Below are 25,556 nucleotides of genomic sequence, written 5' to 3'. Positions count from 1 at the left end.
TTCTTTACCTTTCCATTAATCTACAGTCATCAATGATATAGATCGCCATCGTAAGCGATGGTGATCTGTTGCTAGAATTTGATGGCACAATAACAAGCGAGTTTAGGATGAACGCGAAAACATTAACCCAATCTTTTAATTTTCAATCTACAACGGTTCGACCAACAATGCAGCGCACGCTCATGATGAGCATGATTGCATTGAGTATGGGTGGTATGAGTGTTGCAGCTCAGGCGCAGACCCAACAGCAAACGGAAATTGAGCAACTAAGACAGGAAGTTCAAGCTTTACGTGGTCTGATAGAACAGCAAAAAGTACAAAATGCGCAAACAGCAAGTGCAATTGCCAATGTACAACGCAGTTCAGCAAGCCCGAGTCCAATTCTGAAAACAGCCAAAGGTGCTGAGTTCAACTTATATGGTAATGTGCGTTTAGATGCGTCTTATCAGGTTGAGGGCAGTAGCCGAGATTTGCCATATAACCACATTAATGCAGTGGCGTTAGAAGGCAATAATGAAAGTAGTGATCGTTTAAGATCAACGCTTTCTGCTACACGTTTAGGTTTGGATTTTAAAAGCCCAGTGGGCGATCGAGACGTAAAAGGTAAAATTGAAGTCGATTTCTTGGGCGGTTCAAATTTTGATAATTTACGTATTCGTCATGCTTACTTAAATTATGGCAACTGGTTAATTGGTCAAACTTGGTCAAACTTTGCCATTCCAGACTATATGCCAGAAACCATTGATGCTTTGGCATTTGTAGGTGGTGCAGTAAAACGTACACCTCAGGTACGTCATACTACAAAATTTAGTCCACAAACTAATTTGGTGGTGGCTGCTGAAGACCCTAAAGATGCCACAATTAGCCAGCGTTTACCTGCATTAACAGCACGTTTAAATCATCAATTTGCAGATAATTTAAATGTTAGTGTTCGTGCTATGGGCCATGAAAAACGTGTTAATTCTGAAGAAGAAATGGCATGGGGTGTGGGCGTAGGTGTAAAATATGAAGTTGTCCCTGGCACAACCCTTAAAGCAGATTATTACCATGTTAAAGGTGATAGCAGCTTTGTGTCATTTACAAACAGAGGCGTAGTTGCTCAAGCAAATGGTGATCTTATTCAAAGTGAATTTGATTCAATTATGGTGGGTATAACTCAAAAATTCAGCGATAAAATACACGGCACACTTGGCTATGGTTATATGAGTTTTGATGAAAATCAAAGTTATACTAATATTTTGAAAAACTCTTTTCCAAAAGATTCAACGCAATCTGATGCGACTCGTGCTAACAAAGAATTATGGCAAGGCTGGGCAAATATTTTCTATAGCCCGCGTAAACCATTAAGCTTTGGTCTAGAGTATGTCTATGGTGAACGTACTGCTTTAGAAGCTGTTAATGGTAGTAAAACAGGTGAAGATAACCGAATCAATGCAGTCGCAATTTATAACTTCTAAAATAGCCCTGTCAATCACAAAAGAGCTGAGCCAAAACTCAGCTCTTTTTTATTGTCGGGTGATCGGCTCTGTAATTTTAGGCATGAGTATATTGGGTGATGTGTTGCTGTATTACCGCAGACAAAACATCCAGTGCAGTCGCAATATCACTGTTCCAAGCAAAAGAACAGTTTAAACGAATAAAGTTCTGGCTGACCTGTTCAGAACGGAACAACTGACTTGGCGCAATGCCAATCTTATTTTGAATCAATTGCTGATAAATCGTATAGCCATCTATATATGCAGGCAGTTCAATCCATAAAAAGTAACCACTAGAATAGTAGTGAATTTTACAAGCTGGGTTTAAGCGCTGTTTCAATTGCTGATAAAACACTTTTTTATGTTTTTCCAATTGTTTGCGTAATTGACGCAAATGTTTTTCATAATGATGATGCGAAAGAAAATCCACCAAAGTATTTTGCAGTAAGGGACTTGCAGAAACCGTGCTCATGAGTTGCAAATGCTGAATAGCATTGGAAAATTGACCTGCATAAACCCAACCGACCCGCACAGCAGAACCCAAAGTTTTAGAAAAAGAAGCGCAATGCAGTACGCGTTGTTGTCGGTCAAAATACTTCATGGGCAGTGGTTTTTGCGTACCGTAATACAATTCTTGATAGACATCATCTTCAATTAAATACACTTGATATTCTTCAAGCAAACTCGCAATACGTTGCTTAATTTCATCTCTGACACTAAAGCCAATAGGGTTATGAATATTCAACATCAACCAGCAGACTTTAATTGGGTATTGTTTTAAGGCTTGTTCAAATGAGTCTAAATCGAAACCTGAAACAGGGTGTTCTGGAATGGTAATCACCTGTAAACCAAGACGTTCAGCCGCTTGCCATGCACCATAAAAAATAGTTTCTTGTAATAGAAAAAATCTCCAGGTTTGGTCAAAGCTTGTAATGACAAATTGAGCGCATCTAATGCGCCAGATGTAATGACAATGTCATTTGCATGGGTGGGTATGCCTTGTAAACAGTAGCGATTTGCAATTATGGTTCTTAATTCATAATTGCCCGGTGGCATGTGGTCGTGGCTAAAATAACTGCTTTTTCGCTTGGCGTGCTGCGCTAAAATTTGCATTAACTTTGGGTTAAACAGTAATTCTGCATTGGGAAAGGCAGAGCCTAAAGGACTGACATCTGCAGACTGAATTGATTTTAAATAGCCAAAGACCAAAGAGTTCATTTGAATATGTGCATTTAAACTCAAACTGCTTGGTACAGGTCGTTCAGTTTGATTGAGACGTTCTGCGACATAAAACCCCGACTTTTGTTTAGCGTAAACCAATCCCTGAGCTTCAAGTTCTTGATAAGCGTTTAGCACGGTCATTAAGCTATAACCACTGATTTGTGATTGTTCTCTTAACGAAGGTAACTTGCTATGTGCTTTCCATGCACCATTTTCAATGAGTTGCCGAATGTTCAACGCCAATTGTTCAGATTTATACATGGTATGACTCAAGCATTTTTTGCAGCTGTTACTTATTTTGATCTATTTTTAGGTTTAAAACATTAAATAATTTCTGTTTTTATAACAGATTGGCATGTATCTAAAATCAACTGTTATAGTTTTTAATGAATATTTTGTATCTACAGCAATGCTTTAGAATTTTACATAATCTGTATATCCCCATAATCTGGCTAGATTGGAGTCGATATGCAAGAAGATAACTCACGCAAACCACAGAAATATGCCGATAGCAGTATTTCAGACAAAGCATTTAAGCACATGATTATTTGGTTTACCGTGTATGTAGCTTTATTTTGTATCGGCGTGGCTGTTGTGGTGAATTTAGATAAGTTCTAAACAGTTTTTGAATAACAGCACACCTATAATCGCTTCAAGATATGAAAAACATTCATTTGAATTTTAATGAATGTTTTTTTTGTTTATAAAAGAGATCGTAAGCGCATAACTCAAAAGCAATAAAGATCGCAAAAATAACGGAATAGGCGTAAATTATAACTTTATCAGTAAAGCATTTGTGGTTGCAATGATTTCGAGTTGGGTGCTCTTTACCTTAATGGCTGCATTTATGCAGGCATGGCGCAATGCCTTTCAAAAACAACTCAGCACAAGTGTAGATGTTTATGGCGTGACTTTGGCACGTTTTATTTTTGCCTTGCCTTTTGCATTGGCGTATTTAAGCATTTTACAATGGCAGCAGCCTGTTCAAGCCAAACTACATTTTAGTTCGGTGTTTTGGCTGTATATCATTATTGCAGCAGTGTGTCAGATTTTAGCCACGGCTTTAATGGTAAAACTGTTTCAACAAAAAAATTACGCAGTAGGTGTCGGGCTTGCCAAAAGTGAAGCAGTTTTAGCCGCAATTGTAGGCGTGATTTTCTTACAAGAACATTTAAGTGCATTGGCTTGGTTCGGCGTTGCGATAGGCGGTATTGCGGTATTTCTACTCAGTAAAGGCAATCAACGCAGTGATTTTTCATTCACGACTTTAGCCATTGGAATCGGTAGTGGACTCAGCTTCGCGGTGACTTCTTTATTGGTGCGTGAAGCCAGTCTAGAACTCGATTTCTTACCGTTTATTCATCGTGCTGCATGGGTTTTGGTGTGGGTTATTGGCTTACAATGTTTTATCTTATTGGCTTTTTTAGGCATATTTAAACGACATACCTTATATGCCATGTGGCAGCGGGTTGGATTAACTTTTAAAGTGAGCGTCTGCAGTTTTTTAGCATCATTGGGCTGGTTTAGTGCCATGAGTATGCAAACTGTGGCGATTGTGAAAACACTCGGACAAATTGAAATATTATTCAGCTTACTTATTTCAGCGTATTTCTTTAAAGAAAAACTTGCTCGTACCGATCATTGGGGATTGGGATTGGTCGTGCTTGCGGCAATGTTGGTTATTTGGGCGTAGCATCATATTTCAAAGCTAAGTAATTTCAAATTCATGTCATATCCGTTGCACTTCATTTGAGCATCTCAGAAATATAAAAATAAAGATTCTCTATCCGTACAATCTCGTTAGAATACTCACAGCTTATCTTAGAGAATTGTCATGTCTAAACCACAGCAAAAGCAAAAAAACTCAGCCTTGGCAGAATTGATAGAAGAACAAAAACTGCTCTGTGAAGAATTTGGTTCAGCCTATATTGCAGTGAGTGGCGATGATGTTGTCGCAGTTGCAGTCCAGACCTTAAATAAAGACCCAATTGTGGGCTTGCGTAAAGCGCCAGAAGGTGAAGAAAAAGTCGCGTGGTACATTTATGGCGGTGAATTGGGTGAAGATGAAGTGAACTTTGAAACCATGCCTGTGCGCGAGTTGCAAGATATTTTGCCTGACGTGCTTCCATATCTGGCTTTAGAACAAGGCTACCGCTTTATGATTGATGCTGATGACTATGAAGATGTCTGGAAAGAAGGCGATGAGTCTTAAGCTTATGCGCATGTCGAACATGGCAAAAATATCGGTGAGCATTATGCTTGGACTGCAAAGTCTGAGCGTAATGGCACAAGGTATTCAAGCGCAGCAGTTGGCACTTGAAGCATCATCGACGCCTATTACAATCCAACACGCAGTCGATGGATTGACCCAAACGCAATATCAATATTTGTTAAATCAATACACGCAAATTGTGAATGACAGCAAAAAAATACTGGATGACCCAGCTAGCCAAGCAACGGCAGAACAACAAAAACAGGCATTTTGTGCACGCTATCACGCCTATAAAAATATTGCTGAAATTTCCGAGTACAATCCAAACTTGTATCCTGCACCTGTGATGTTAATGGTGGCAAGGCGTTATTTAGAACAGCAGCACAACAGTTTCACGGCTTCAGGTATGACTGAACAAGTTTTTTGTGCAGGAGCTATATCTAAATAGTGTGATCTGCCTTATAAGTGAATAGCAAATTTAAAGATTGAAGATGCAGGTGTATAAAGCCCCAAAAACTGGGGATTCCTTTTAAGCAGATTGTGAAGTCATACTTCATTTTTTATCAATTTTCATGCAAAACTAACTTTGCAAAGACTGTAGAATCTTTTAACTTGCAGGTAGTGAACTGAGGGATAGGCGACATAGATGAAATGGGATGAAATTGGCGAGCAGCCTTGTTCGATTGCACGAACCTTGTCGGTGATTGGTGACCGTTGGACGATGCTGATTATTCGTAATGCCTTTATGGGCATGCGTCGCTTTGATGATTTTCAACAACATTTGGGCGTAACGCGGCATGTATTGTCAGATCGTTTAAAGCGTTTGGTGGAACATGAAATTTTAGTCAAAGTGCCTTATGTAGAGCGCCAAGAACGTTTTGAATATAAATTGACAGAGAAGGGCTTGGAGCTTTATCCCTTAATGCTGTCTATGGCAAATTGGGCAGATAAATGGATGGATCAAGGTTTAGGTAAGCCTGTGGAATACATCCATAAAAATTGTGCTAAGACGTTTCAACCTGTCGTGGTATGTTCGGAATGTGGTGAAGAACTGCATGCCAAGCAAGTAAAACCACATTTTACCCCAGTGTATTATCAGTACATCCAAGCACAGCAGAATTTAAAACAAGCCTAAATCAGTGCTGTATTAATCAGCAACAGTTTGTCTATAAGCAGTTGGCTGGTTTAGGAATACCCGCTAAACGACTTAAATGCCGTGCCACCAAACCTGTATTAAATTTTTCCTGCAAAACAGCGTTGTTAATCTCTGGGCTTACAGTTTTCATTAAAAATTTGATTAAAGGACGGGTTGCAGGTGAGTGTCCAAATTGCTGATAAAATTGGCGTACAGCGTGCAAAACTTCAAAATGCCAAGCTGTGAGTTCAAGCTCTAAACTTTGCGCCAATTCTTGCGCCACTTGTTCATTCCAGACAGTGTAATCCAGCAAATGTCCATCTTGATCTAATTCTAGTGTCATCTCTTGTTTCATTCACCCTTAAAAATGCTTTGCATTGGTTTCATATCATTACGGCTTGTTATTTAAAGCTGATACAGCGCTGATGTGTTAAACACAGCGTTGCAAAAGCTGCATAATTAATCGGCTGTACATTTTCCGCCAAATGACCATTCAATATTTCTGCATCATTTTCCAGTACATATATTTTGTCTAGCTGGGCACAGAGTGGATGTTGCTGATGCAATACCGCATCACCCATAAGTACAACGCTGTCTTGCGGAGCATACAAGGCATTTAGCTCTGCTAAAATTGTTGCGGTGCTATCAAAGCTCGCTTGGATTAAATATAAATTTGCGTCAGACATGCTTTTCTCTTTAGATGTTTAGATATGGTCAAATGATCAATCAGATTGTTAAACCACCGATCAACCTACCAATATAAAACCCGATCAAAGGTTTGAATCAGCTCCCGATTCAGTTCCACCCATTCAATTTCATGTACCGTATTTTTGATAAACGGCGAGTTAGCATGTTTATTTTCAATCAAAATTGGGCTGAGGTCATAAAACTCAAAGCTATCGACCAAATTGGATGCCACTTTAAAAGCATGTTTTAGTGAATCAAATGCCAGTTCCGACTGTAATAGGCTTAATGCCGCATCTTGTAATAACACTTTGACTTCACAACCAAAAGTTGCCAGTACCATTGTTGCAGACAAGCTTTCATGCACTTGTAAGCTGTTTAAATTGGCCTGACGTAAAACCACGAGTACAGTTTTCACACAATTTACCTTTTAAATGCAACAGATTTACAAAATGAATCGCTTAAAATTGAATCAGGCGTTCTGTGCTTTGCACTGCATCGGCCAGTTCGCCCAAGCCAACCAATTCAAAGCCTGCGGCTAAATTGTGTTGGCTCAGTTGATGGCGTTTGGCATTGTCTGCATCGCTAATACCACGTGCCAGTGCGGCACTTACACATACGGGTAAACGAATAGACAATTTTTGCCATTCTGTTTTGAGGTTGCGTTGATCATCGGGTACCCATTGCAACTCATTCGCTACAGCAACGCCATCTTGATAAAAAAACACACGAAAAGCCTCATTTTTCTGTTGTAAGGCTTGAGCAAGACCGAGTGCATGCCATGCATGAATAGAGGTTGGTGCGGAGGTTATTAGTAATAAGGTGCTCATCAAAATTCACTAATGCAATGTGCCAAGGCGCATTCAGACTTTATAAAAAAAGGTAGTATAAATGATTTTAGTGACTGGTGGTTTAGGCTTTATAGGCTCACACATTGCATTAAGCCTAATGGCTCAAGGGCAAGAGGTCATTATTGTAGATAATTTATCCAATGCAAGTATGCAGACTTTAGAGCGACTTGAATATATTGCAGGGCGTTATGTGCCTTTTTCCAAACTGGATGTAAGAAATACGCCTGCGCTGAACAAAGTTTTTGAACAATATTCGATTATTGCGGTGGTGCATTGTGCAGGGTTTAAATCTTTAGAAGAATCGGTGCTTAAACCACTGGAATATTATAACGATAACGTCAGTTGTATTATGAGTTTATTACGTTCCATGCAACGTACAGGTGTGCGTCGTTTAGTGCATCTTTCAAGTATAGCGGTCTATGGCAAGTCAGGATTGAATCTGGAAGAAAGCCAGAGTTTTAATTACACCTATGCCAATCCGTATGTGAAATCTCAGCAGATGGTTGAAGAAATCATCCGCGATACTTTTAGAACCGATAATGAATGGAATATTGCTATTTTGCGCTTGAGTAATATAGCAGGTGCATTTGAACACGGCATTTTAGGTGAAGTCGTTGCTCCGTTACCTAAAAATATTATTCCTTTGGCGATGCAAGTCGCAGTACAGCAGCGTGAAGCGATTGAATTACGTCAGCAAGCTAATACTGCAGATCAAACTGTAGAACGTAGCTTTGTGCACGTACTCGATGCCTGTGATGCTGTGATTGCAAGCCTGCATTGGTTATTTGAGCAAACGCATAGCTGTGAAGCTTTTAATATTGCGGGAGAAGTGGTTTCAATTCAACAATTACTTGCACGTATTAGTGAAGTCACTGACACTGAAATTGCTACAGTTCCTGCAATTCATTATGAATATCCTGAGTTAGATCAGTTAGGTGCAGTCGTAGATAAGGCACAACAATATTTACACTGGCAGCCAAAACGTAGTCTGGAAAAAATGCTAGAGGATGAATGGCGTTTTTATCAAAATACGCTTAAGCATTAAAAGTAAGCGCTATAAAATTCGTTGAGATGCGATTCACGAAGCCTCATAGCTGAAACAGATACAATGCAACGGAATTATTGATAATAATTATCATTTACTAGGCTGTCTGTTTTTTATAAGATCGAGATAAGAGCACATGACATCATTGAAATCACGAAGGAATGAGGCTGAACATGCAAACACGTATTGAACATGACACCATGGGTGAGGTTGAAGTTCCGAATGACGCGCTTTGGGGCGCACAAACTCAGCGCAGCTTACAAAATTTTAAAATCGGCAATGAGCGTTTACCACGCGCCATGATTCGCGCTATGGGTTTGGTTAAAAAAGCTGCGGCAATAACCAATGCAAACTTAGGGCAAATCCCTCAAGAGTTGGCGCAGTACATTGTCGGTGCAGCAGATGAAGTCATTGCAGGGCAGTGGGACAGTCAATTTCCTTTGGTGGTGTGGCAAACAGGTTCGGGTACGCAAAGTAACATGAACTGTAATGAAGTGATTGCCAATATCGCCAATCAAAAACTGGGGAATCCTTTAGGTGCACAAAAGCCTGTACATCCGAATGATCATGTCAACCGCGCCCAATCGACCAATGATTCTTTTCCAACTGCAATTCATGTGGCAGCGAGTTTGCAAATTAATGAACTGCTCATTCCTGCAGTAAAGAGTTTGCGCGATACGTTGCATGCGAAAAGTGAAGAATTTTCTGAAATTGTCAAAATTGGACGTACACATTTACAAGATGCGACACCATTAACTTTAGGGCAGGAATTTAGTGGCTATGTATCGCAGCTAGATCATGGTTTAAAACGTCTAGAACAGGCTTTAACAGGCTTGTATGAGTTGCCATTGGGCGGTACAGCAGTCGGTACAGGCTTAAATGCACATCCTGATTATGCGGTACAGGCAGCGGAGCAATTGGCACAGCTAACAGGCTTAGCATTTGTGACTGCACCAAATAAGTTTGAGGCTTTGGCGGGGCGTGATGCTGCGGTATTTGCTTCAGGTGCATTAAAAACTTTGGCGGTGAGTTTAAATAAAATTGCGAATGATATTCGCTGGTTAGCCAGTGGCCCGCGTTGTGGTTTTGGTGAGCTGCGTATTCCAGAAAATGAACCTGGTTCAAGTATTATGCCGGGCAAGGTTAATCCAACACAAAGCGAAGCAATGACCATGGTAGTTGCACAGGTATTGGGCAATGACACCACAATTAACGTGGCTGGTGCATCGGGCAATTTTGAGCTGAATGTATTTATGCCAGTAATTGCATATAACTTATTGCAATCTATTCAACTCTTGGGCGATGCATGTAATAGCTTTAATGAGCATTGCGCCGTTGGCATTCAAGCAAACCGTGAAAAAATAGATCACTTTTTGCATGATTCACTCATGTTAGTGACCGCTTTGAATCCTGTAATTGGTTATGAGAATGCAGCGGAGGTGGCAAAAACAGCTTATAAGGAAAATAAAACCTTAAAGCAAGTTGCAGTAGAGCTGAATTTGGTCACAGCAGAGCAGTTTGATGAAGTGGTACGTCCTGAACAGATGATTGCTCCGAATACCAAATAGTCAGTTTTAAGTAAATTGAGAGGTCTGTGTTTGTCTGCACATGATGCGAGGTAGACACAGACTTTGTTTATGAAAATCAGGGAAAATTTTGGGCATCCTTCCTTATTAAAATTATGTTGTGTATAATTACACAATGAACAGCAAAGACATTATTAAGCGTCTTGAGCAGGAAGGCTGGTACAAAGTGGGTGGTAAAGGCGACCATGAAAAGTATAAGCATCCTGAAAAGCCTGGACATGTTGTGGTACCACATCCACGTAAAGATATGCCAATAGGAACTCTACGCAATATATATAAACAGGCTGGTTGGGAGTGGAGGTAAAAATGTTATATCCAGTATATGTTCACAAAGATGAAGATAGCGCATACGGTTTAACCTTTCCTGACTTTGATGGATGCTTTAGCGCAGCAGATGAGATGCAAGATATTCAGCGCATGGCACAGGAAGCGGTTGAAGTTCACTTTGATGGTGAAGATATTCCGTTACCAGAACCATCAAGCCCAGAGCAATGGTTAGGTGATGAGCGATTTGAGGGGGGGGTTTGGTTGTTAGTTGATATTGATACAACAAAAGTAAATACAAAGTCTATTCGTATTAATATCAGCATGCCAGAAGCTTTAGTGAAACGTATTGATGCTGTTGCAAAAAAACAACATTTAAGCCGTTCGGCATTCTTAGCTAAAAGCGCGGAAATGGCGTTGCATTAATCAAGTAAAATATACTAAACCCAGCCTAAATGCTGGGTTTTCTATTGCACCTAATTTGAATGTAGAGGGGTAATTCATCCTAATACGATTTTAAATTTATGTGTTGGTGTAAAGACATAATTTGCATAACGGCAGAATAGGCTGCTACAAGGTGCTATCTAAATGTAATAGTTCAAAACCCGTCATTTAGTCGCATTAACCACTTTTAGATGCTTTCTTTTATGTCCGTTCCTTATTCAACTTACATTGATTAAGCTGCCATAATTGCTAGAATACGCAATACTTCAAAATACTGTTTTGCTAAAGTTTTGCATTTATTTTGCAAAATTTAATTTTTTTATAAGCAACTCAATATCTTAACTACGGAAATTTTCAATGCTCTCAATTTATTTAACAGATGTTCAGCAACACGTGCAATTTAAAGATTACCCGGGTGAGCAGCCTGTTAAATTTATCTTGAATTTTAAAAAGATTTTTCCAAGTGTAATGGAGCTTTTACTACCTGTATTGCCTGAAAATGAAAATCTGGAAGAAATGACGTGGGAATCAACCACTGCAGATTTAGAGTTATTTAAATTGCTGCTCAGTGGGTGGGGCGTGATTGAATTACGTTTAAATGCGCTCAGTCAGTTCAAGGGCAAGACATTTGCAGATCAGTTAGTGAAACAAGCCCAACAAAAACGTAAAGATTTCGCCAAAGCACAACAACAATTACAAACTGTGGAGCTAGATTACTTATTTATGCATGAAACACATGCCTTAATTGATGCTGAATTGGTAGAAGTAGGTGAAAAGTTCTATTTGCCAATTTTGCGTGATTTATGGAAAGGCAAAGTATCTACAAAAGTATTGGAAGCGAAGTTTTAAGAACAAACCCATATTAAAAAGCTGTCTCGGCGGCTTTTATTTTTTATAGAATCATACAAGACGATTAGCAACCACTTGCAAATTCAAGATTAATTCAAAATAGCCTAAGCAAAGATTTTAGAAATTTCCTCTCTTAAGAAATAATGCCTTGAATTTTCCTGTAAATCTTTATGCCAATACATCCCCATATTAATTACAGGCAAGTCTACAGGCACATCAAAAATATTCAATTTTTGGCTCATATTCAAATGCTTTAAAATCATTTTAGGAATAGTTAGTATGGCTTGAGGATGCTGCTGTAAAATCTGTAACGCCGTAGAATAGTGCTGACAACGTAAAAAAACCTGCCGTGATAATTGCTTTTGATGCAAATAAATATCTTCTAGCAACATACCAGTACGCCGTGATGAAACCCCAATATGTGCAGAAGATAAATAAAGTGCAGTATTCATTTCTTGTTGTGAACTACAGACCACAAATTGGTCTTGAACTAAGGATTGAAACTGAATTTTATCGCCAAAGTTTTGTTCTAAATCAATTACAAAATCAATTTGTTGTGTTGCTAAATCTGCCAAAACCGTTTTGCGGTCTAATTTTTGGCTCAGAAATTGAAAATCCAAGTTCAACTTTTGAAAATGCGCCACCAATTTAGGAAAAATAATCGGTTCAATTTCATCATGGATAGCAATTTTGAGCGATTGCAACATATTCGGCTCAAATTGCTGTTTCTGTATTGCAATACTTTGAATCGCCAACAAGGCATTTTTAATAGTCGGATAAATTTGCTCGGCAAAAGGCGTAGGCAACATTTTATTGCCACTTCGCACCAGTAAATCATCTTGTAAATGTTGTCTTAAACGCTGCAAAGCATGACTGGCGGCAGATTGGCTAATACACAAAATTTGTGCAGCTTTGGAAATACTGCGCTGCTCATAAATTGCACCAAACATCGGGTATAAATTGATGTCTAAACGATGAAAAACGGCAAGATCAACTTTTGCATTGTTATGAACATGATTCATAGTGTTTTATTGAATTAAATCATTTTGTTCATATTAGTTTTCAAGTTAAGGTGTTGTAAAGCAATGAATACAATATTTTAAGGGATTTGAACCATGTTTGAGCTATCTGCACGCGCCAAAGACTATATAGAACGTACCAAAGCCTTTATTGCCAAAGAAATTGAGCCGATTGAAGCTGAATTCTGGGCAGAAGTTCACGAATTAAATCAGGGTGGTGACTGGACTAAATGGCAATGGCCAGCACAATTAGAACAATTAAAAGCCAAAGCCAAAGCTGCAGGTTTATGGAATATGTTTTTACCTTGTCCAGAATTAGGACAAGGTTTGTCGGTACAAGAATATGCACACATTGCAGAGTTGAGTGGACGCAGTTTGATTGCGCCAACCGTATTTAACTGTAATGCACCCGACAGCGGCAACATGGAAGTTTTATGGCGCTATGGTTCTGAAGCACAAAAGGCAGAATGGCTGACACCGCTGCTTGAAGGTAAAATTCGTTCTGTGTTTTGTATGACTGAACCTGCAGTGGCTTCAAGTGATGCGACCAATATGCAGGCAACAGCAGTCGTAGACGGCGATGAAATTGTCTTGAATGGTCGTAAATGGTGGTCTTCAGGTTTGGGCGATCCAAATGCCAAAATTATTATTTTTATGGCGCATACACCCGATGAAACCAAAGACCGTCATCATCAACACTCTATGGTTTTAGTCCCTGTGGATACTGCGGGCGTTAAAATTCAACGCATGTTACCTGTATTTGGTGATTACGACGCGCCACACGGTCATGGCGAAGTCAGTTTTGATAACGTGCGTGTGCCTGTTGCCAACTTTATTGGCGGTGCAGGACAAGGTTTTGAAATTGCACAAGGTCGTTTAGGTCCGGGGCGTATTCACCATTGTATGCGTTGTATTGGTGCAGCCGAAAAATCTTTGGAGTTGATGATTGACCGTGGCATGAGTCGTACCGCATTTGGCAAGGAAATTCTGAAACTCGGTGGCAATTTGGAGCGTGTAGCGGAAGCACGTGTGGCGATTGACCAAGCACGTTTATTAACTCTCTATGCAGCCTATAAAATGGATACTTTAGGCAATATGGCAGCACTTACCGAAATTTCTGCCATTAAAGTGGTTGCACCAAGTGTCTTGGAAAAAGTAGTTGATATGGCGATGCAGATTCATGGTGGTGCAGGCGTATCTAGAGATACACCGTTGACAGGTTTCTTTGCCCAAGCGCGTAGTTTACGTCTTGCCGATGGACCAGACGAAGTACACAAAGGCATGATTGCCAAACTTGAGTTGGCTAAACGTGGTTATCGTAGCAGCCGCAAAAAATAAGTCAGTTGCGAATTTTTTATTGTGTCGCTTGGTAGTGTATTCGGCAATATTTCTGATATTGCCGAAACATCTCAAGAGAACACAGAAAATCTATGTTAGATTAAAAAAATTGGAAAATTAGGGAAAAATAATGTCAGTTATTGATGTAGGCGGCACAGTACGCGAAGGCGAAGAACTCGATATTCAGGCAGTGACAGCATGGTTAAAACAACAAAATGTCGATGTCGTAGAACCTGTAGAAGTCACACAATATTCAGGCGGTGCATCGAACTGGACATATCGCCTTAAGTACAGCAATGCTGATTTAATTTTGCGTCGTCCGCCCAAAGGTACTAAAGCTAAATCTGCACATGACATGGCGCGTGAATATCATGTGCAAAAGAATTTAGCCCCGTTTTATCCTGTGTTACCTGAAATGGTGGCGTTGTGTCAGGATGAAGCTGTAATTGGCTGCGATTTTTACGTGATGCAACGTATTGAAGGCATTATCCCACGTGCAAAATTGCCACCAGAGCTTGATTTTAGCGAAACTCAAGTACATGAACTTTGTGTAAATGTCATTGATAAACTGATTGAGCTGCATCAAGTACCTTATGCAGGAACTGAGCTAGAAAAATTAGGGAAAGGTGATGGTTATTGCCGACGTCAGGTAGAAGGTTGGGATGCACGCTATGCCAAAGCACATACCATCAACGTGCCATCTTTTAAATATGTGCGTAAATGGTTGTTAGACCATATTCCTGTAGATTCAAAAACCTGCATTATTCATAACGACTGGCGTTTTGATAATGTGATTTTAGACCCGAAACATCCGACTCAAGTGATTGGCGTTTTGGACTGGGAAATGGCAACACTGGGCGATCCACTCATGGATTTAGGCTCGGCTTTGGCATATTGGGTTGAAGATACCGATAATCAAATTTTTAAAGCCACCCGTCGTCAACCAACGCACTTAAAAGGCATGTTCACACGTCAGCAAGTGGTGGACTATTATTTGCAAAAAACAGGCTTGAGCACCGATAACTGGACATTCTATGAAGTGTTTGGAATTTTCCGTTTAGCGGTGATCGCCCAGCAAATTTATTATCGTTATTTCCACAAGCAAACCAATAATCCTGCATTTAAGGATTTCTGGATTGTCATTCATGCTTTGCATATTCGTGCCTTAAAGTTAATTGGTTTACAAAAACTGGAAGCAAATGAACTAGCACAAAAATATATCGCCAAATTTAAGGAATTGATGCCGAAATGACCACCATTTATTTAATTCGTCATGGGCAAGCATCTTTTGGGGCAGAAAGTTATGATCAACTTTCGCCTAATGGTGAGTTACAAGCCAAATTGCTCGGACGTTATTTTGATCGCATTTTAAAAGAAGCACCCTATGTGGTGGCTGGTTCAATGCAGCGCCATCAGCAAACTGCACAACTGGCTTTGGCAGAATGTTTTCCTGAGGTCGAAATTCATACCGACAGCGCATGGAACGAGTTTAATCATCAACAGGTTTTCGCGCAGTATGAACCGCGTTTTAATCAACCTGAATTGATGAAAGAAGATGTCGCCAAAGAGGTCAATCCTCGTGCATATTTGGCAAAAATTTTTGAAGGTGCGATAGAACGCTGGACGGGCGGTGAATATCACCATGAATATGAAGAATCTTGGCCGCATTTTAAACAGCGTGTCGAAGATGCATTGCAGCATTTATGTGATGACTTAGCCCAAAAACAACCACGATATGCTGTGGTATTTACTTCTGGTGGTGTGATTTCTGTGGCTGCAGGTAAAATTTTAGGCTTAACGCCCAATAAAACCTTTGCATTGAACTGGGCAATTACTAACTCAAGTATCACCACTTTACGTTTGGTCGGCAGTGAACCACAACTGTTAAGCTTGAATGAACATCATTTTATTAAAGCTGAAAACTCAAATTTATTGACTTGGATTTAAGGATCAAACCATGACAAAAACAATTCTAATTACAGGTGCAAGTTCAGGTATTGGTGCGGGTATGGCACGTGAATTTGCTCAAATGGGTTATAACCTTGCAATTTGCGCCCGACGTTTAGAGCGTTTGGAAACGCTGAAACAAGAACTGGAAAGCCAGTTTGGTATTCGTGTTATTGCAAAAACGCTGGATGTCACCAATTATGATCAGGTGTTTCAGGTGTTTCGTGAATTTAAACAAGATTTTGGACAAATTGACCGCATTATTGTCAATGCAGGCGTGGGCGAAGGACGTCGCATTGGTAAAGGTAATTTTGCCATCAACAAAGCCACAGTAGAAACCAACTTTATTTCAGCTTTGGCGCAGTGTGAAGCCGCGGTTGAAATTTTCCGTGAGCAAAACTCAGGGCATTTGGTGATGATTTCATCTATGAGTGCCATTCGTGGTATGCCAAAACATCTTACTGCTTACGGTGCAAGTAAAGCTGCAGTAGCACATTTAGCAGAAGGAATTCGTGCAGAATTAATTGATACACCTATTCAAGTTACGACTATTTTCCCTGGTTATATTCGTACCGAAATCAACGAAGGTGCAAAAAAACTGCCTTTTGAAGTTGATGAAAAAACAGGTTCACGCTTACTTGCTGCAGAAATTGAAAAAGCGCCAATTAAAGCCTATGTACCTAAATGGCCATGGTTGCCATTGGGCTTAGCTATGAAAGTTTTACCATTAAAATTGGTCAATAAACTCGGCTAAATAGCAGCGATATCATAGTATTTGAATAGCATCCTGAAATTTAAAGCTGATGATGAATGCAATCACTTTAAATGACACGATGCTATTTTTATATTTGAGTCTCTACTTTTGTTTGGGTTTAAAATTTGTATTTTCGGTTTTCGTATTTAAGAGTGAAATGTGATGTGGCTTAGAACAGCAACCCTTGCCTTAATTCCCGCTTTGGTGATTCAGGGAAGTCGTGTTAAAAAGAACACGATCCGATTGCCTGAAGCCGAAGGCGCACGAGAAGGTATTACAGGGCAAGGGCAAACGCTGTCATTATTGATTTTAGGCGATTCTGCCGCTGCAGGCGTTGGGGTAGCACATCAAAATGATGCGCTTTTAGGTGCGGTGATTTCTGCTTTGCAGCATCAGTACCAAGTACATTGGCGTTTAGAGGCGCAGTCTGGAGATACTACCTCACAAGTCATTCAAAAAACGAAAAAACTGGTAAATCAAAAATATGATGTTGTGGTTACTTCTGTTGGTGTCAACGATGTAACACGCTTAATGTCGGCACAGACTTGGATTAAACAACAGCAACATTTTTATCAACTTATTCAAGCAAAATTCCAACCTGAATTAATCATTGCTACGAGCGTTCCACCAATGCATTTATTTCCTGCATTGCCCAATCCATTGTCTTGGCTATTTGGACAATACGCCAAACAAATGAACTTACAATTAGAAAAAATGATTGCACAACAAGAAGATATGCAATGGATTGAATATGATATTCGAAAATATCAATCCATGAATTTAGAAATGGCAAAAGATGGTTTTCATCCAAGTAAAGAAATTTACCAGATTTGGGGGAAAGAAGTCTCGGATAGGATTTTGGAGTGGTTTTAGGTAAATTAACTTAAATAATGGTATAGTGTTAACAATCGTCAACACTAAATTATAATTAAATCATCAAGCAGAATGAAAATATGAAGAAACATCCCAATAAACATATTCGCGAAGCAATTGAATATGCGATTGAAAACGGCTGGGATGTTGTCGATTCAGGTAAATCAGCACATGCAAAACAAATCTTGCGTAAAGTAAAGCAATGTCATGGAGATGAACTATGAATAACTATCACTTTACTGTTGTGGTACGTGACGCACGTTCTGATCTGTCTGTGCTAGAAGATAAGTTCTTTGAAGCGGGTTGTGATGATGCATTAGTTTGCAGTTATAACGATACAATTTATCTTGAGTTTGACCGTGAAGCTGAAAATGCAGAACAAGCGATTCACTCAGCATTAGACAATATTCGCTCATTAGGATTTCATGATCTGATAGTAGAAGAGCAAGGTTATTCAACTTTGGCAGTAATGGCTGAACGTGCTGGAATGACTCGTCAAGCATTATCTTTATATGCGCAAAATAAACGTGGTGACGGAAACTTTCCACGTCCGATGTATGGACTTGCATCTAGATCTGCAATGTATTTTTGGCCAGAAGTTGCGACATGGTTATTCAATCAAGGGAAGTTACATAAAAATCATTATGAAGTTGCTCGTACTGCAATGTCTTAGCTTAATTTAAAGACCAAAGGTTCAATCTATAAATGTCTGATTCTAAAATAGAAACCCATCCACTCGAACCCTTTTTACCAGCCAATGCCAAGCTGTTAATGCTTGGGAGTTTTCCACCACCTAAAAGCCGTTGGAAAATGGATTTTTATTATCCGAATTATCAAAATGATATGTGGCGAATTTTGGGCTTATGCTTTTTTCAAGATAAAAACTACTTTTTAGATTTAGAAGCTAAAAATTTTCATCTTCATAAAATTATTGATTTTTTAAACACCACTGGCATTGCTATTTCAGATACGGCGCAGCAGGTGATTCGCTTAAAAGGCAATGCATCAGACAAATTTTTACAGATTGAAAAACCAATGGATATTGCAGCACTTTTAAGCAAGATACCTTTATGTCAAAGCATTATGACCACAGGCGATAAAGCGACTGATACACTCATGTTATCTATGCCTGAATCTGCCGAAAAACCTCAAATTGGGCAGGCGACACATTGCTATTTTGCCAAGCGTGAGCTGCATTTATATCGGATGCCTTCATCTTCACGAGCCTATCCTTTAGCTTTAGAGAAAAAGGCAGAAGCGTATTTTAACTTATTTAAAGAAATAGGCTTACTATAAGTAACTTTAAATAATTGTAGACAGTGATGGCAGAGAAAGAAAAATACGCTTCCATAATTAATGTCTATCTATTGTCATTACATCATCCATTCAATAGGGAATAATGAAACTGTTTTCATCATAAAACGCTGAAACTGTGTGGTTTCAGGATCATGATGATACGTTTGAATACTGCCATCTGCCTGATGATCTAACCAAATAATTTGACCGTTTTCGTCTAATTGCAGTTCATACGCAATTTGTGGCAAATAGCGGTCTAAAGATTGAGAAACATCGTTTTGCAATTGTTCAGACTCTAACACCAAGCCAACTTCGGTATTTAATTTTGCAGAACGAGGATCAAGGTTAAAAGAACCTACAAAGACCATGCCATCTATATCAAAGAATTTGGCATGTAAACTCGAGGCGTTTTTGCCTTTGGCAGGAATTACGTTACCCGTTGCAACTTCATACCAAGTACGCTTTTTTCGTTCAATATAAGGCTTAAATTCATATAAACGAATACCTGATTTAAGTAAATCTACGCGATACTGCTGATAAAATGCATGTACCAAAGGCACATCATTGGCTAAAAATGAATTGGTCAATACACGTATCTGTATTCCTTTTTCAGCCAGTTGAGTGAGTGTTTTAAGACCATCTTCTGTTGGGACAAAATAGGCAGAAACCAGTTCTAAATGTTGTTTGGGCTCACCCATTAACTTTAACATTTGTTTGTAAATCAGTTGCTCGCCTTGAGCTGTACCCCGAATTTTATTCGGAGAATCTGCCACAAAATGCGCACATACCCACTGTACAGGATGTTGTTCTAATTTGATGCTGACTTCTTCTTGCGCGTTAGCCACACGTTCACGAATTTTATCTTTATATTTGGCATTTAATTCATAGCGATTACGCAATTCTCTCAATTGCAACGCGTTGCCTGTGCCTAATAATTGCTTTACTGAATAGCTTAGTTCGTCATTCCAAAACTCTAAAAACACGGCATTGGCTTGGGGGACAGCACTGCCATAGAATAGAATATCCATATCAGTAAATTGAAAATTTTCACTGGCATCAAAATATTCACGGCTAATATTACGCCCACCTGTCACGGCAATCGCCCCATCGGCAATAATTAGTTTATTGTGCATACGGCGATTGATTTGTTTAAAACGAAACAAATAATCCATCACACGAAAATGCCGATATTTGTACGGATTGAAAATTTTTATTTCAAAATTAGGATGCTGAGCAAGCCGTTTTAAGGTTGGATCAAGTTGCGTACCATTTTGATCATCAATTAATAAACGAACTTTTACACCACGATCTGCTGCTTTGAGCAGTTCAGCCAACATCAACTGACCAATTAAATCATCTTCCCAAATGTAATATTGTAAATCTAAATGGTGCTGTGCTTTTTGAATCAAATATAAACGCGAGGCGATGCTACTAAAGGCATCATTTAGAGAAAGATACGCTGTTAAATTTTGGGATAAATGTGCATCAATTTCCTGACCATTCAGCCAATGATCTACATAATGCTCAACAGGGCTATCTTTGCTCGCTTGATTCATCGGTAAACTGCATCCTGTCAGTAAAATAGCGAAAAAAGCCAACATTCCAAGCCAGTAACAAGGTCTTTGGATCTTCATGATTATTCTTAAGTCATTCTGTATTTATACATGGAGATTATCCTCATGTTAATGCTTGAAACTCTGAATAGAAAGAGGGTATTGTGAGAGTCTGTTGATATTTTATAAATAGCTTGCGAGATATCTCTCTCACATCGCAAACATAGACGAATTGTCAGCAGCCCCTTATCATCTGTTAATGTATTTTTTAGGGATAATTTGCTCATGAAATCACGTGCAGCCGTCGCATTCGGCCCAGGTCAGCCGCTTGAAATTGTTGAAATTGATGTTGCACCGCCGCAGGCTGGAGAAGTCTTGGTCAAAATCACCCACACAGGGGTATGCCATACCGATGCATTTACCTTATCGGGTGAAGATCCTGAAGGTGTTTTCCCTGCAGTTCTTGGCCATGAAGGTGCAGGTATTGTGGTTGAAGTTGGTGAGGGTGTGACCAGTGTTCAACCAGGCGATCATGTGATTCCGCTTTACACAGCAGAATGTGGCGAATGTTTATTCTGTAAATCTGGTAAAACCAACCTATGCGTTTCCGTACGTGCGACACAAGGTAAAGGTTTAATGCCTGATGGCACGACACGTTTTTCTTATAATGGACAACCGATTTATCACTACATGGGCTGTTCAACCTTTAGTGAATATACGGTAGTTGCTGAAGTATCTTTAGCAAAAATTAATCCTGAAGCCAATCATGAGCAAGTTTGCTTATTAGGTTGCGGTGTTACAACTGGTTTAGGTGCAGTTAAAAATACTGCAAAAGTCCAAGAAGGCGATACCGTTGCGGTATTTGGCTTAGGTGGTATTGGTTTAGCTGTTGTGCAAGGTGCGCATAAAGCCAAAGCCAGCCGTATTATCGCCATTGATACCAACCCAGAGAAATTCAAATTGGCAGAACAATTTGGTGCAACCGAATTCTTAAATCCAAAAGATTATGACCGCCCAATTCAGGAAGTCATTGTGGAAAAAACAGGTTGGGGCGTAGATCATTCTTTTGAATGTATTGGAAATACCAATGTGATGCGTTCCGCTTTGGAATGTGCGCATCGTGGTTGGGGACAATCCATTATTATTGGTGTTGCAGGTGCAGGTCAGGAAATTTCAACTCGTCCATTCCAATTGGTGACAGGTCGTACTTGGAAAGGAACTGCGTTTGGTGGTGTAAAAGGTCGTTCGCAATTGCCAGGCATGGTTGAAGAAGCCATGAAGGGTGATATTCAACTCGAACCATTTGTAACGCACACCATGGGGCTAGACCAAATTAATGAAGCCTTTGATTTAATGCATGAGGGTAAATCTATTCGTAGTGTGATTCATTTTGATCAATGATGAGTAACGCGCTTAAATAAAGACCCAACAAAAACCAAGCTTCGGCTTGGTTTTTTTAACCCCTGGATTCGCTAAAACAGTAGCTTAATTTTAATAAATACATCCAATAAAAATTATTTTACAAAAAGGATTGCCAAACGGAACAATACAGCGTATTTTAATTTTAACAGCTCATTTTTTGATGAAAACAAGATGTTAAAGCAACCTTTAATCGCAAACGCTTACTATTACTTTTGGCAGTTTCAATGATTGCCTGAGTCGCGTTCGGGCAAAAGGTTGCCCACCAGTTGATACCTGATCGGCAACCCTGATCAGGTTTTTTTATGTCTGGTGTTTTGAATTTTATAGGTTTTTCGGAGATTTAATCATGTACAACGTTAATTATTCATACTTTAGCAACTTTTATTGGTTTTACTTTAGTCAATCTATGACTCAAACCTTGCAATCCATTAGACCCATAACGCTGAAATAAATGATCGGACTGTAAAAAAGAGAAACAGTCCAAAGGAACAGACCAATGAATGCTTTAAATACTGCTTTACAACAACAGACCAACAATACTGAAATTAGTTTAAGTTTACCGCATCAACTCAAAGCGCAACTCCCACTTTCATCTGCGCTAAAACAACAAATCGCACAACATCGACAGATTATTCAGAACATTTTAGCGGGCACAGACCCTCGCTTATTGGTCATTACAGGACCTTGTTCAATTCATGATCCGCAAGCAGCACTCGAATACGCAGAAAAATTAAAACAATTACAAAGCCAAGTTTCAGATCAAATTTTCTTGGTGATGCGCGCCTATATCGAAAAGCCACGTACTACGGTAGGCTGGAAAGGCTTTTTGTATGACCCAGACTTAGATGGCTCTGCAAACATGCAATTAGGCTTAGAAAAATCACGTGAACTGTATCTACAAATTATAGAAATGGGTTTACCAATTGCTTCTGAAATTTTAAGCCCAATGGCAACGGGATATTTTGATGATGTACTGGCTTGGGGTGCAATTGGCGCACGTACCAGTGAATCACAAATTCACCGTGAAATTTCTAGCGCCATGCCGTATAGCATTGGTTTCAAAAACGGAACTGATGGCTCAATTCAAATTGCATTAGATGCAATTCAATCGGCAAGTCATCCACATCAATTCATGGGAATGAGCCAGTCGGGTTTACCTGCTATTTTGTCATCACAAGGTAATCCACACGCGCATTTAATTTTACGTGGCGCAAATTCAGGGCCAAATTATCAATTGGCAGAAATTGAGAAAATTCAGCACAAAGCCAAAGGGCAGTTGCCTGCATTGATTATTGACTGTAGTCACGGTAACAGCCATAAAGACCCACAACAACAACCGCAAGTCTTGCGTACCATTGTGGCAGAACGTGAACAGACGCAAGTCCGTGGCATCATGTTAGAAAGTCATTTGGTGGATGGAAATCAAAAGATTTCTTGCGAGATGACTTATGGTCAATCTGTTACCGATGGCTGCTTGGGTTGGGATAAGACTGAACAACTGCTTATTGAGGTCGCTGAAAGCTTAAATCGTCAGGTTTTGGCTAAAACTGCATAAAAAATAAAACTCCAGAAACCCAAAAAACCTGAAATTTCAGGTTTTTTGGGTGGGAGAGTATTTAAAAATCAACTCATCTTAGATTAGTTTTTAAAATAACAATTCTTTTGCTGCTATTAAAAACTAAGCCTGAATATCTGCATTAGGTTGTTTAGCCACAACAAATTTATAGAAAATTAAACTGATTAAGGTCACAACAGCACAGAGCAAATACGCTGCGGTATAGTCATAACCCGCAATAATCCAACCTAGAATTAACGCGCCTAAGGCGATACCAATATCGTAACAACAAAAATACGTAGATGTGGCATGACCAATACGATCTTTAGGGGAGCGTTGAATTGAAATGGTTTGCAGGCAAGGTTGGGCAGACCCGAACCCTACACCAATTAATGCAGCAGCCAACATAAAACCGAATACACTGTGTACCTGACTCAAGACAATTAATCCTAAAGCAAATAATATAATTGCAGGATAAATCACATAACTCGCCCCTTTACGATCATAAATTTTGCCTGTAATTGGGCGCAAAATCATCATCGAAACTGCAAATATCACGAAGAATAAACTCGCATAAGACAGCATATTGCGTGATTCTGCAAAGGTGGAAATAAATGACATAATACTGGCATACGCGAAAGAAACCATCATCGCCATGAGTGATACAGGAATTGCTTTTTTCTCTACAAAATCTTGAAGCCCTAATTTACGTTTAGGTGTTGTTTCAGTTTTTACTTTTTGGGTCGCAATTGGAATCATTAAACAGAAGGCGAAACCTACCCAAACACTGACGGATAGTAAGGTAGAAATACTGGCATAAGAAACACTTTGAATCAGACTTAAACCAATTAAAGGTCCCAATACAATCCCTAAATTTACTGACACCAAAAAATAGCCCATACCTTCACCTTTGCGACTGTCTGGAATAAAGTTATTGGCAATAGGGACGGTAACTGTGGTGACAATGCTGAACCAAATCCCATGTAAAAAACGCAGTACGAGTAGAAACAGTAAACTATCTACAAAAATGTATGCCACGCTACACAGACAAAACATGATTTCAGAAACATATAAGGTTTTCTTTACACCAAATTTTTCAATAATCAAACCGCTAAATGGGCGAATCGCGATTGCAGATAACATAAACAAAGTCATGGCTAAACCTGCCTGTGACAAGCTACCACCCAACTCATTCACAATATAAATAGGCAAAACTGTCGTTTGCGCAAAATAAAATATGAATAAGAACAAGTTATTGAATAAGCAGAGAATAAACGACTTATTCCATAAATGTTCAGCATTTATAGCAGACATAACTTAAACCTATATATGGTGAGTGGAGTAGCGTGCAATGTGTACTTTGTTATACAGATGCTTTGTTATTGGAAGTCATCACACAGTAAGATCATGCAAAAAATAATAAACCCATTTATGTGAAAAGTATAGTTATTTAATAAAATTAAAACTAAAATTAGATTTTAATTCTATTTTTTTAATTATTTTATCAAATAAAGATAATTTTATTTATTTCGCAAATTGCAATGCAAAAAAAATCAGCCGAAGCTGATTTCTTTGAATTTGAGCGATTAAACACTACAAATTTAAGGCTTATAAGCCAGATTCATAGTCCGCACTTGATAAAAGCTGTTCCACATCTGCCATATTGTCTGGCTTGATTTTATAAATCCAGCCTTTGCCATACGGTTCATCATTTACAAAGTCAGGGTCATCGTCTAAATTGCTATTTACTTCAACTACTTCGCCTGAAACAGGGGCGTGAATATCTGAAGCTGTTTTAACAGACTCAACCACACCTGCTTGTTCACCCGCAATTACTTTTTGACCAACTTCAGGTGCTTCTACATAGACCAAATCGCCTAAAGCATCTTGTGCGTGGTCTGAAATGCCTGTGACGACCAAATCACCTTCAATACGCACCCATTCATGTGTTCTTGCATATTTTAATTCCGCTGGGTGATTCATTTGATAACTCCTTAAATTGTATCGAATCTTTTTGCCATGTTTTATACATG

29 protein-coding genes and 1 pseudogene are annotated in these 25,556 nt (G+C 39.2%); 21 read left to right on the top strand and 9 right to left on the bottom strand.

The annotated features are described in order from the left end of the window. The first annotated feature begins 107 nt into the window (after positions 1-107). Positions 108-1,457, top strand: coding sequence for a DcaP family trimeric outer membrane transporter (locus FTT71_RS07505; RefSeq protein WP_225530761.1), 1,350 nt, complete (start codon positions 108-110; stop codon positions 1,455-1,457). A gap of 76 nt (positions 1,458-1,533) precedes the next feature. Here FTT71_RS07505 and FTT71_RS07500 read toward each other — a convergent pair. Beyond that, a pseudogene (locus FTT71_RS07500) lies at positions 1,534-2,957 on the bottom strand (PLP-dependent aminotransferase family protein). Between the two features lie 207 nt (positions 2,958-3,164). On the opposite strand from FTT71_RS07500, the gene FTT71_RS07495 reads away from it, so the two are divergent. The 5 genes from FTT71_RS07495 (at position 3,165) to FTT71_RS07475 (ending at position 6,043) form a co-directional block, all read left to right on the top strand. Beyond that, entirely contained in the window at positions 3,165-3,314 is a 150-nt protein-coding gene (locus tag FTT71_RS07495) for a hypothetical protein (protein WP_004973540.1), read from the top strand. 187 nt (positions 3,315-3,501) lie between these two features. Further along, entirely contained in the window at positions 3,502-4,389 is an 888-nt protein-coding gene (locus FTT71_RS07490; RefSeq protein WP_096901623.1) for a DMT family transporter, read from the top strand. A gap of 141 nt (positions 4,390-4,530) precedes the next feature. Then, entirely contained in the window at positions 4,531-4,908 is a 378-nt protein-coding gene (locus FTT71_RS07485; RefSeq protein ID WP_096902818.1) for a hypothetical protein, read from the top strand. Continuing rightward, complete coding sequence (locus FTT71_RS07480) at positions 4,898-5,356, top strand: hypothetical protein (RefSeq protein ID WP_228274460.1); 459 nt, start codon at positions 4,898-4,900, stop codon at positions 5,354-5,356. The genes FTT71_RS07485 and FTT71_RS07480 overlap by 11 nt, the downstream gene beginning before the upstream one ends. A gap of 198 nt (positions 5,357-5,554) precedes the next feature. Continuing rightward, on the top strand, positions 5,555-6,043 hold the full coding sequence (locus FTT71_RS07475) for a helix-turn-helix domain-containing protein (protein ID WP_004973550.1): 489 nt from the start codon (positions 5,555-5,557) through the stop codon (positions 6,041-6,043). 31 nt (positions 6,044-6,074) lie between these two features. Here FTT71_RS07475 and FTT71_RS07470 read toward each other — a convergent pair whose 3' ends face one another. From FTT71_RS07470 to tusD, 4 genes are all read right to left on the bottom strand, one after another. Beyond that, complete coding sequence (locus tag FTT71_RS07470; protein ID WP_026438386.1) at positions 6,075-6,386, bottom strand: TusE/DsrC/DsvC family sulfur relay protein; 312 nt, start codon at positions 6,384-6,386, stop codon at positions 6,075-6,077. 58 nt (positions 6,387-6,444) lie between these two features. Next, complete coding sequence (locus tag FTT71_RS07465; RefSeq protein WP_179994191.1) at positions 6,445-6,729, bottom strand: DsrH/TusB family sulfur metabolism protein; 285 nt, start codon at positions 6,727-6,729, stop codon at positions 6,445-6,447. A 65-nt stretch (positions 6,730-6,794) separates the two neighbouring features. Continuing rightward, entirely contained in the window at positions 6,795-7,145 is a 351-nt protein-coding gene (locus FTT71_RS07460) for a hypothetical protein (protein ID WP_004973555.1), read from the bottom strand. Positions 7,146-7,188: 43 nt separating this feature from the next. Beyond that, positions 7,189-7,557: a sulfurtransferase complex subunit TusD gene (gene tusD, locus FTT71_RS07455; protein WP_154320742.1), complete on the bottom strand. Its 369-nt coding sequence runs from the start codon at positions 7,555-7,557 to the stop codon at positions 7,189-7,191. 61 nt (positions 7,558-7,618) lie between these two features. Between tusD and FTT71_RS07450 the strand changes: the two genes are divergently transcribed. The 5 genes from FTT71_RS07450 to FTT71_RS07430 all read left to right on the top strand — a co-directional run bounded on the left by FTT71_RS07450 (position 7,619) and on the right by FTT71_RS07430 (position 11,766). Beyond that, a complete protein-coding gene (locus FTT71_RS07450) occupies positions 7,619-8,623 on the top strand; it encodes an SDR family NAD(P)-dependent oxidoreductase (RefSeq protein WP_180037746.1) in 1,005 nt (334 codons plus the stop codon). Positions 8,624-8,796: 173 nt separating this feature from the next. Next, positions 8,797-10,191 carry a class II fumarate hydratase gene (gene fumC / locus FTT71_RS07445; RefSeq protein ID WP_096902814.1) on the top strand — a complete coding sequence of 465 codons (1,395 nt, stop codon included), beginning with the start codon at positions 8,797-8,799 and terminating at the stop codon, positions 10,189-10,191. Positions 10,192-10,324: 133 nt separating this feature from the next. Beyond that, positions 10,325-10,513 carry a type II toxin-antitoxin system HicA family toxin gene (locus FTT71_RS07440; protein WP_004973562.1) on the top strand — a complete coding sequence of 63 codons (189 nt, stop codon included), beginning with the start codon at positions 10,325-10,327 and terminating at the stop codon, positions 10,511-10,513. A gap of 2 nt (positions 10,514-10,515) precedes the next feature. Beyond that, the gene (locus tag FTT71_RS07435) at positions 10,516-10,899 is read left to right on the top strand and encodes a type II toxin-antitoxin system HicB family antitoxin (RefSeq protein WP_180009042.1); all 384 of its coding nucleotides are present in this window, start codon (positions 10,516-10,518) and stop codon (positions 10,897-10,899) included. 375 nt (positions 10,900-11,274) lie between these two features. Next, entirely contained in the window at positions 11,275-11,766 is a 492-nt protein-coding gene (locus tag FTT71_RS07430; RefSeq protein WP_004973565.1) for a hypothetical protein, read from the top strand. Between the two features lie 104 nt (positions 11,767-11,870). On the opposite strand, the gene FTT71_RS07425 is transcribed toward FTT71_RS07430, so the two are convergent. Beyond that, positions 11,871-12,788, bottom strand: coding sequence for a LysR family transcriptional regulator (locus FTT71_RS07425; RefSeq protein WP_180160838.1), 918 nt, complete (start codon positions 12,786-12,788; stop codon positions 11,871-11,873). Between the two features lie 93 nt (positions 12,789-12,881). On the opposite strand from FTT71_RS07425, the gene FTT71_RS07420 reads away from it, so the two are divergent. The 8 genes from FTT71_RS07420 to FTT71_RS07385 all read left to right on the top strand — a co-directional run bounded on the left by FTT71_RS07420 (position 12,882) and on the right by FTT71_RS07385 (position 18,993). Then, on the top strand, positions 12,882-14,123 hold the full coding sequence (locus tag FTT71_RS07420; RefSeq protein ID WP_004973568.1) for an acyl-CoA dehydrogenase family protein: 1,242 nt from the start codon (positions 12,882-12,884) through the stop codon (positions 14,121-14,123). 130 nt (positions 14,124-14,253) lie between these two features. Further along, positions 14,254-15,375 carry a phosphotransferase family protein gene (locus FTT71_RS07415; protein WP_179994188.1) on the top strand — a complete coding sequence of 374 codons (1,122 nt, stop codon included), beginning with the start codon at positions 14,254-14,256 and terminating at the stop codon, positions 15,373-15,375. Then, positions 15,372-16,070 carry a histidine phosphatase family protein gene (locus FTT71_RS07410; RefSeq protein WP_004973573.1) on the top strand — a complete coding sequence of 233 codons (699 nt, stop codon included), beginning with the start codon at positions 15,372-15,374 and terminating at the stop codon, positions 16,068-16,070. The genes FTT71_RS07415 and FTT71_RS07410 overlap by 4 nt, the downstream gene beginning before the upstream one ends. Before the next feature lie 10 nt (positions 16,071-16,080). Continuing rightward, positions 16,081-16,824, top strand: a complete 744-nt coding sequence (locus FTT71_RS07405) for an SDR family oxidoreductase (RefSeq protein WP_004973576.1) — start codon at positions 16,081-16,083, stop codon at positions 16,822-16,824. Positions 16,825-16,986: 162 nt separating this feature from the next. After that, positions 16,987-17,697 carry an SGNH/GDSL hydrolase family protein gene (locus tag FTT71_RS07400; RefSeq protein WP_180160839.1) on the top strand — a complete coding sequence of 237 codons (711 nt, stop codon included), beginning with the start codon at positions 16,987-16,989 and terminating at the stop codon, positions 17,695-17,697. Between the two features lie 80 nt (positions 17,698-17,777). Beyond that, on the top strand, positions 17,778-17,921 hold the full coding sequence (locus FTT71_RS07395) for a hypothetical protein (protein ID WP_004973580.1): 144 nt from the start codon (positions 17,778-17,780) through the stop codon (positions 17,919-17,921). Beyond that, a complete protein-coding gene (locus FTT71_RS07390; RefSeq protein WP_154320746.1) occupies positions 17,918-18,370 on the top strand; it encodes an XRE family transcriptional regulator in 453 nt (150 codons plus the stop codon). Before FTT71_RS07395 ends, FTT71_RS07390 begins: the two co-directional genes overlap by 4 nt. A 32-nt stretch (positions 18,371-18,402) precedes the next feature. Then, positions 18,403-18,993, top strand: a complete 591-nt coding sequence (locus tag FTT71_RS07385) for a uracil-DNA glycosylase family protein (RefSeq protein WP_104851964.1) — start codon at positions 18,403-18,405, stop codon at positions 18,991-18,993. A 77-nt stretch (positions 18,994-19,070) separates the two neighbouring features. Here the strand turns inward: FTT71_RS07385 and FTT71_RS07380 are convergent, their stop codons facing one another. Continuing rightward, entirely contained in the window at positions 19,071-20,594 is a 1,524-nt protein-coding gene (locus FTT71_RS07380) for a phospholipase D family protein (RefSeq protein WP_131261443.1), read from the bottom strand. Positions 20,595-20,831: 237 nt separating this feature from the next. On the opposite strand from FTT71_RS07380, the gene FTT71_RS07375 reads away from it, so the two are divergent. Together FTT71_RS07375 and FTT71_RS07370 are read left to right on the top strand one after the other, a co-directional pair. Next, on the top strand, positions 20,832-21,947 hold the full coding sequence (locus FTT71_RS07375) for an S-(hydroxymethyl)glutathione dehydrogenase/class III alcohol dehydrogenase (protein ID WP_004973720.1): 1,116 nt from the start codon (positions 20,832-20,834) through the stop codon (positions 21,945-21,947). Between the two features lie 517 nt (positions 21,948-22,464). Then, positions 22,465-23,523, top strand: a complete 1,059-nt coding sequence (locus tag FTT71_RS07370) for a 3-deoxy-7-phosphoheptulonate synthase (RefSeq protein WP_104851962.1) — start codon at positions 22,465-22,467, stop codon at positions 23,521-23,523. A 123-nt stretch (positions 23,524-23,646) separates the two neighbouring features. Here the strand turns inward: FTT71_RS07370 and FTT71_RS07365 are convergent, their stop codons facing one another. Next, positions 23,647-24,837, bottom strand: a complete 1,191-nt coding sequence (locus FTT71_RS07365) for an MFS transporter (RefSeq protein ID WP_179994186.1) — start codon at positions 24,835-24,837, stop codon at positions 23,647-23,649. A gap of 294 nt (positions 24,838-25,131) precedes the next feature. After that, a complete protein-coding gene (gcvH, locus tag FTT71_RS07360) occupies positions 25,132-25,506 on the bottom strand; it encodes a glycine cleavage system protein GcvH (RefSeq protein ID WP_096902550.1) in 375 nt (124 codons plus the stop codon). Between the last annotated feature and the right edge of the window lie 50 nt (positions 25,507-25,556).

The sequence above is a fragment of the Acinetobacter sp. YH01004 genome, from assembly GCF_013420455.1.
GTDB classification, from domain to species: domain Bacteria; phylum Pseudomonadota; class Gammaproteobacteria; order Pseudomonadales; family Moraxellaceae; genus Acinetobacter; species Acinetobacter towneri.
Note: the sequence above shows the minus strand (reverse complement) of the source record. Positions and strands in the feature narration are given on the sequence as shown.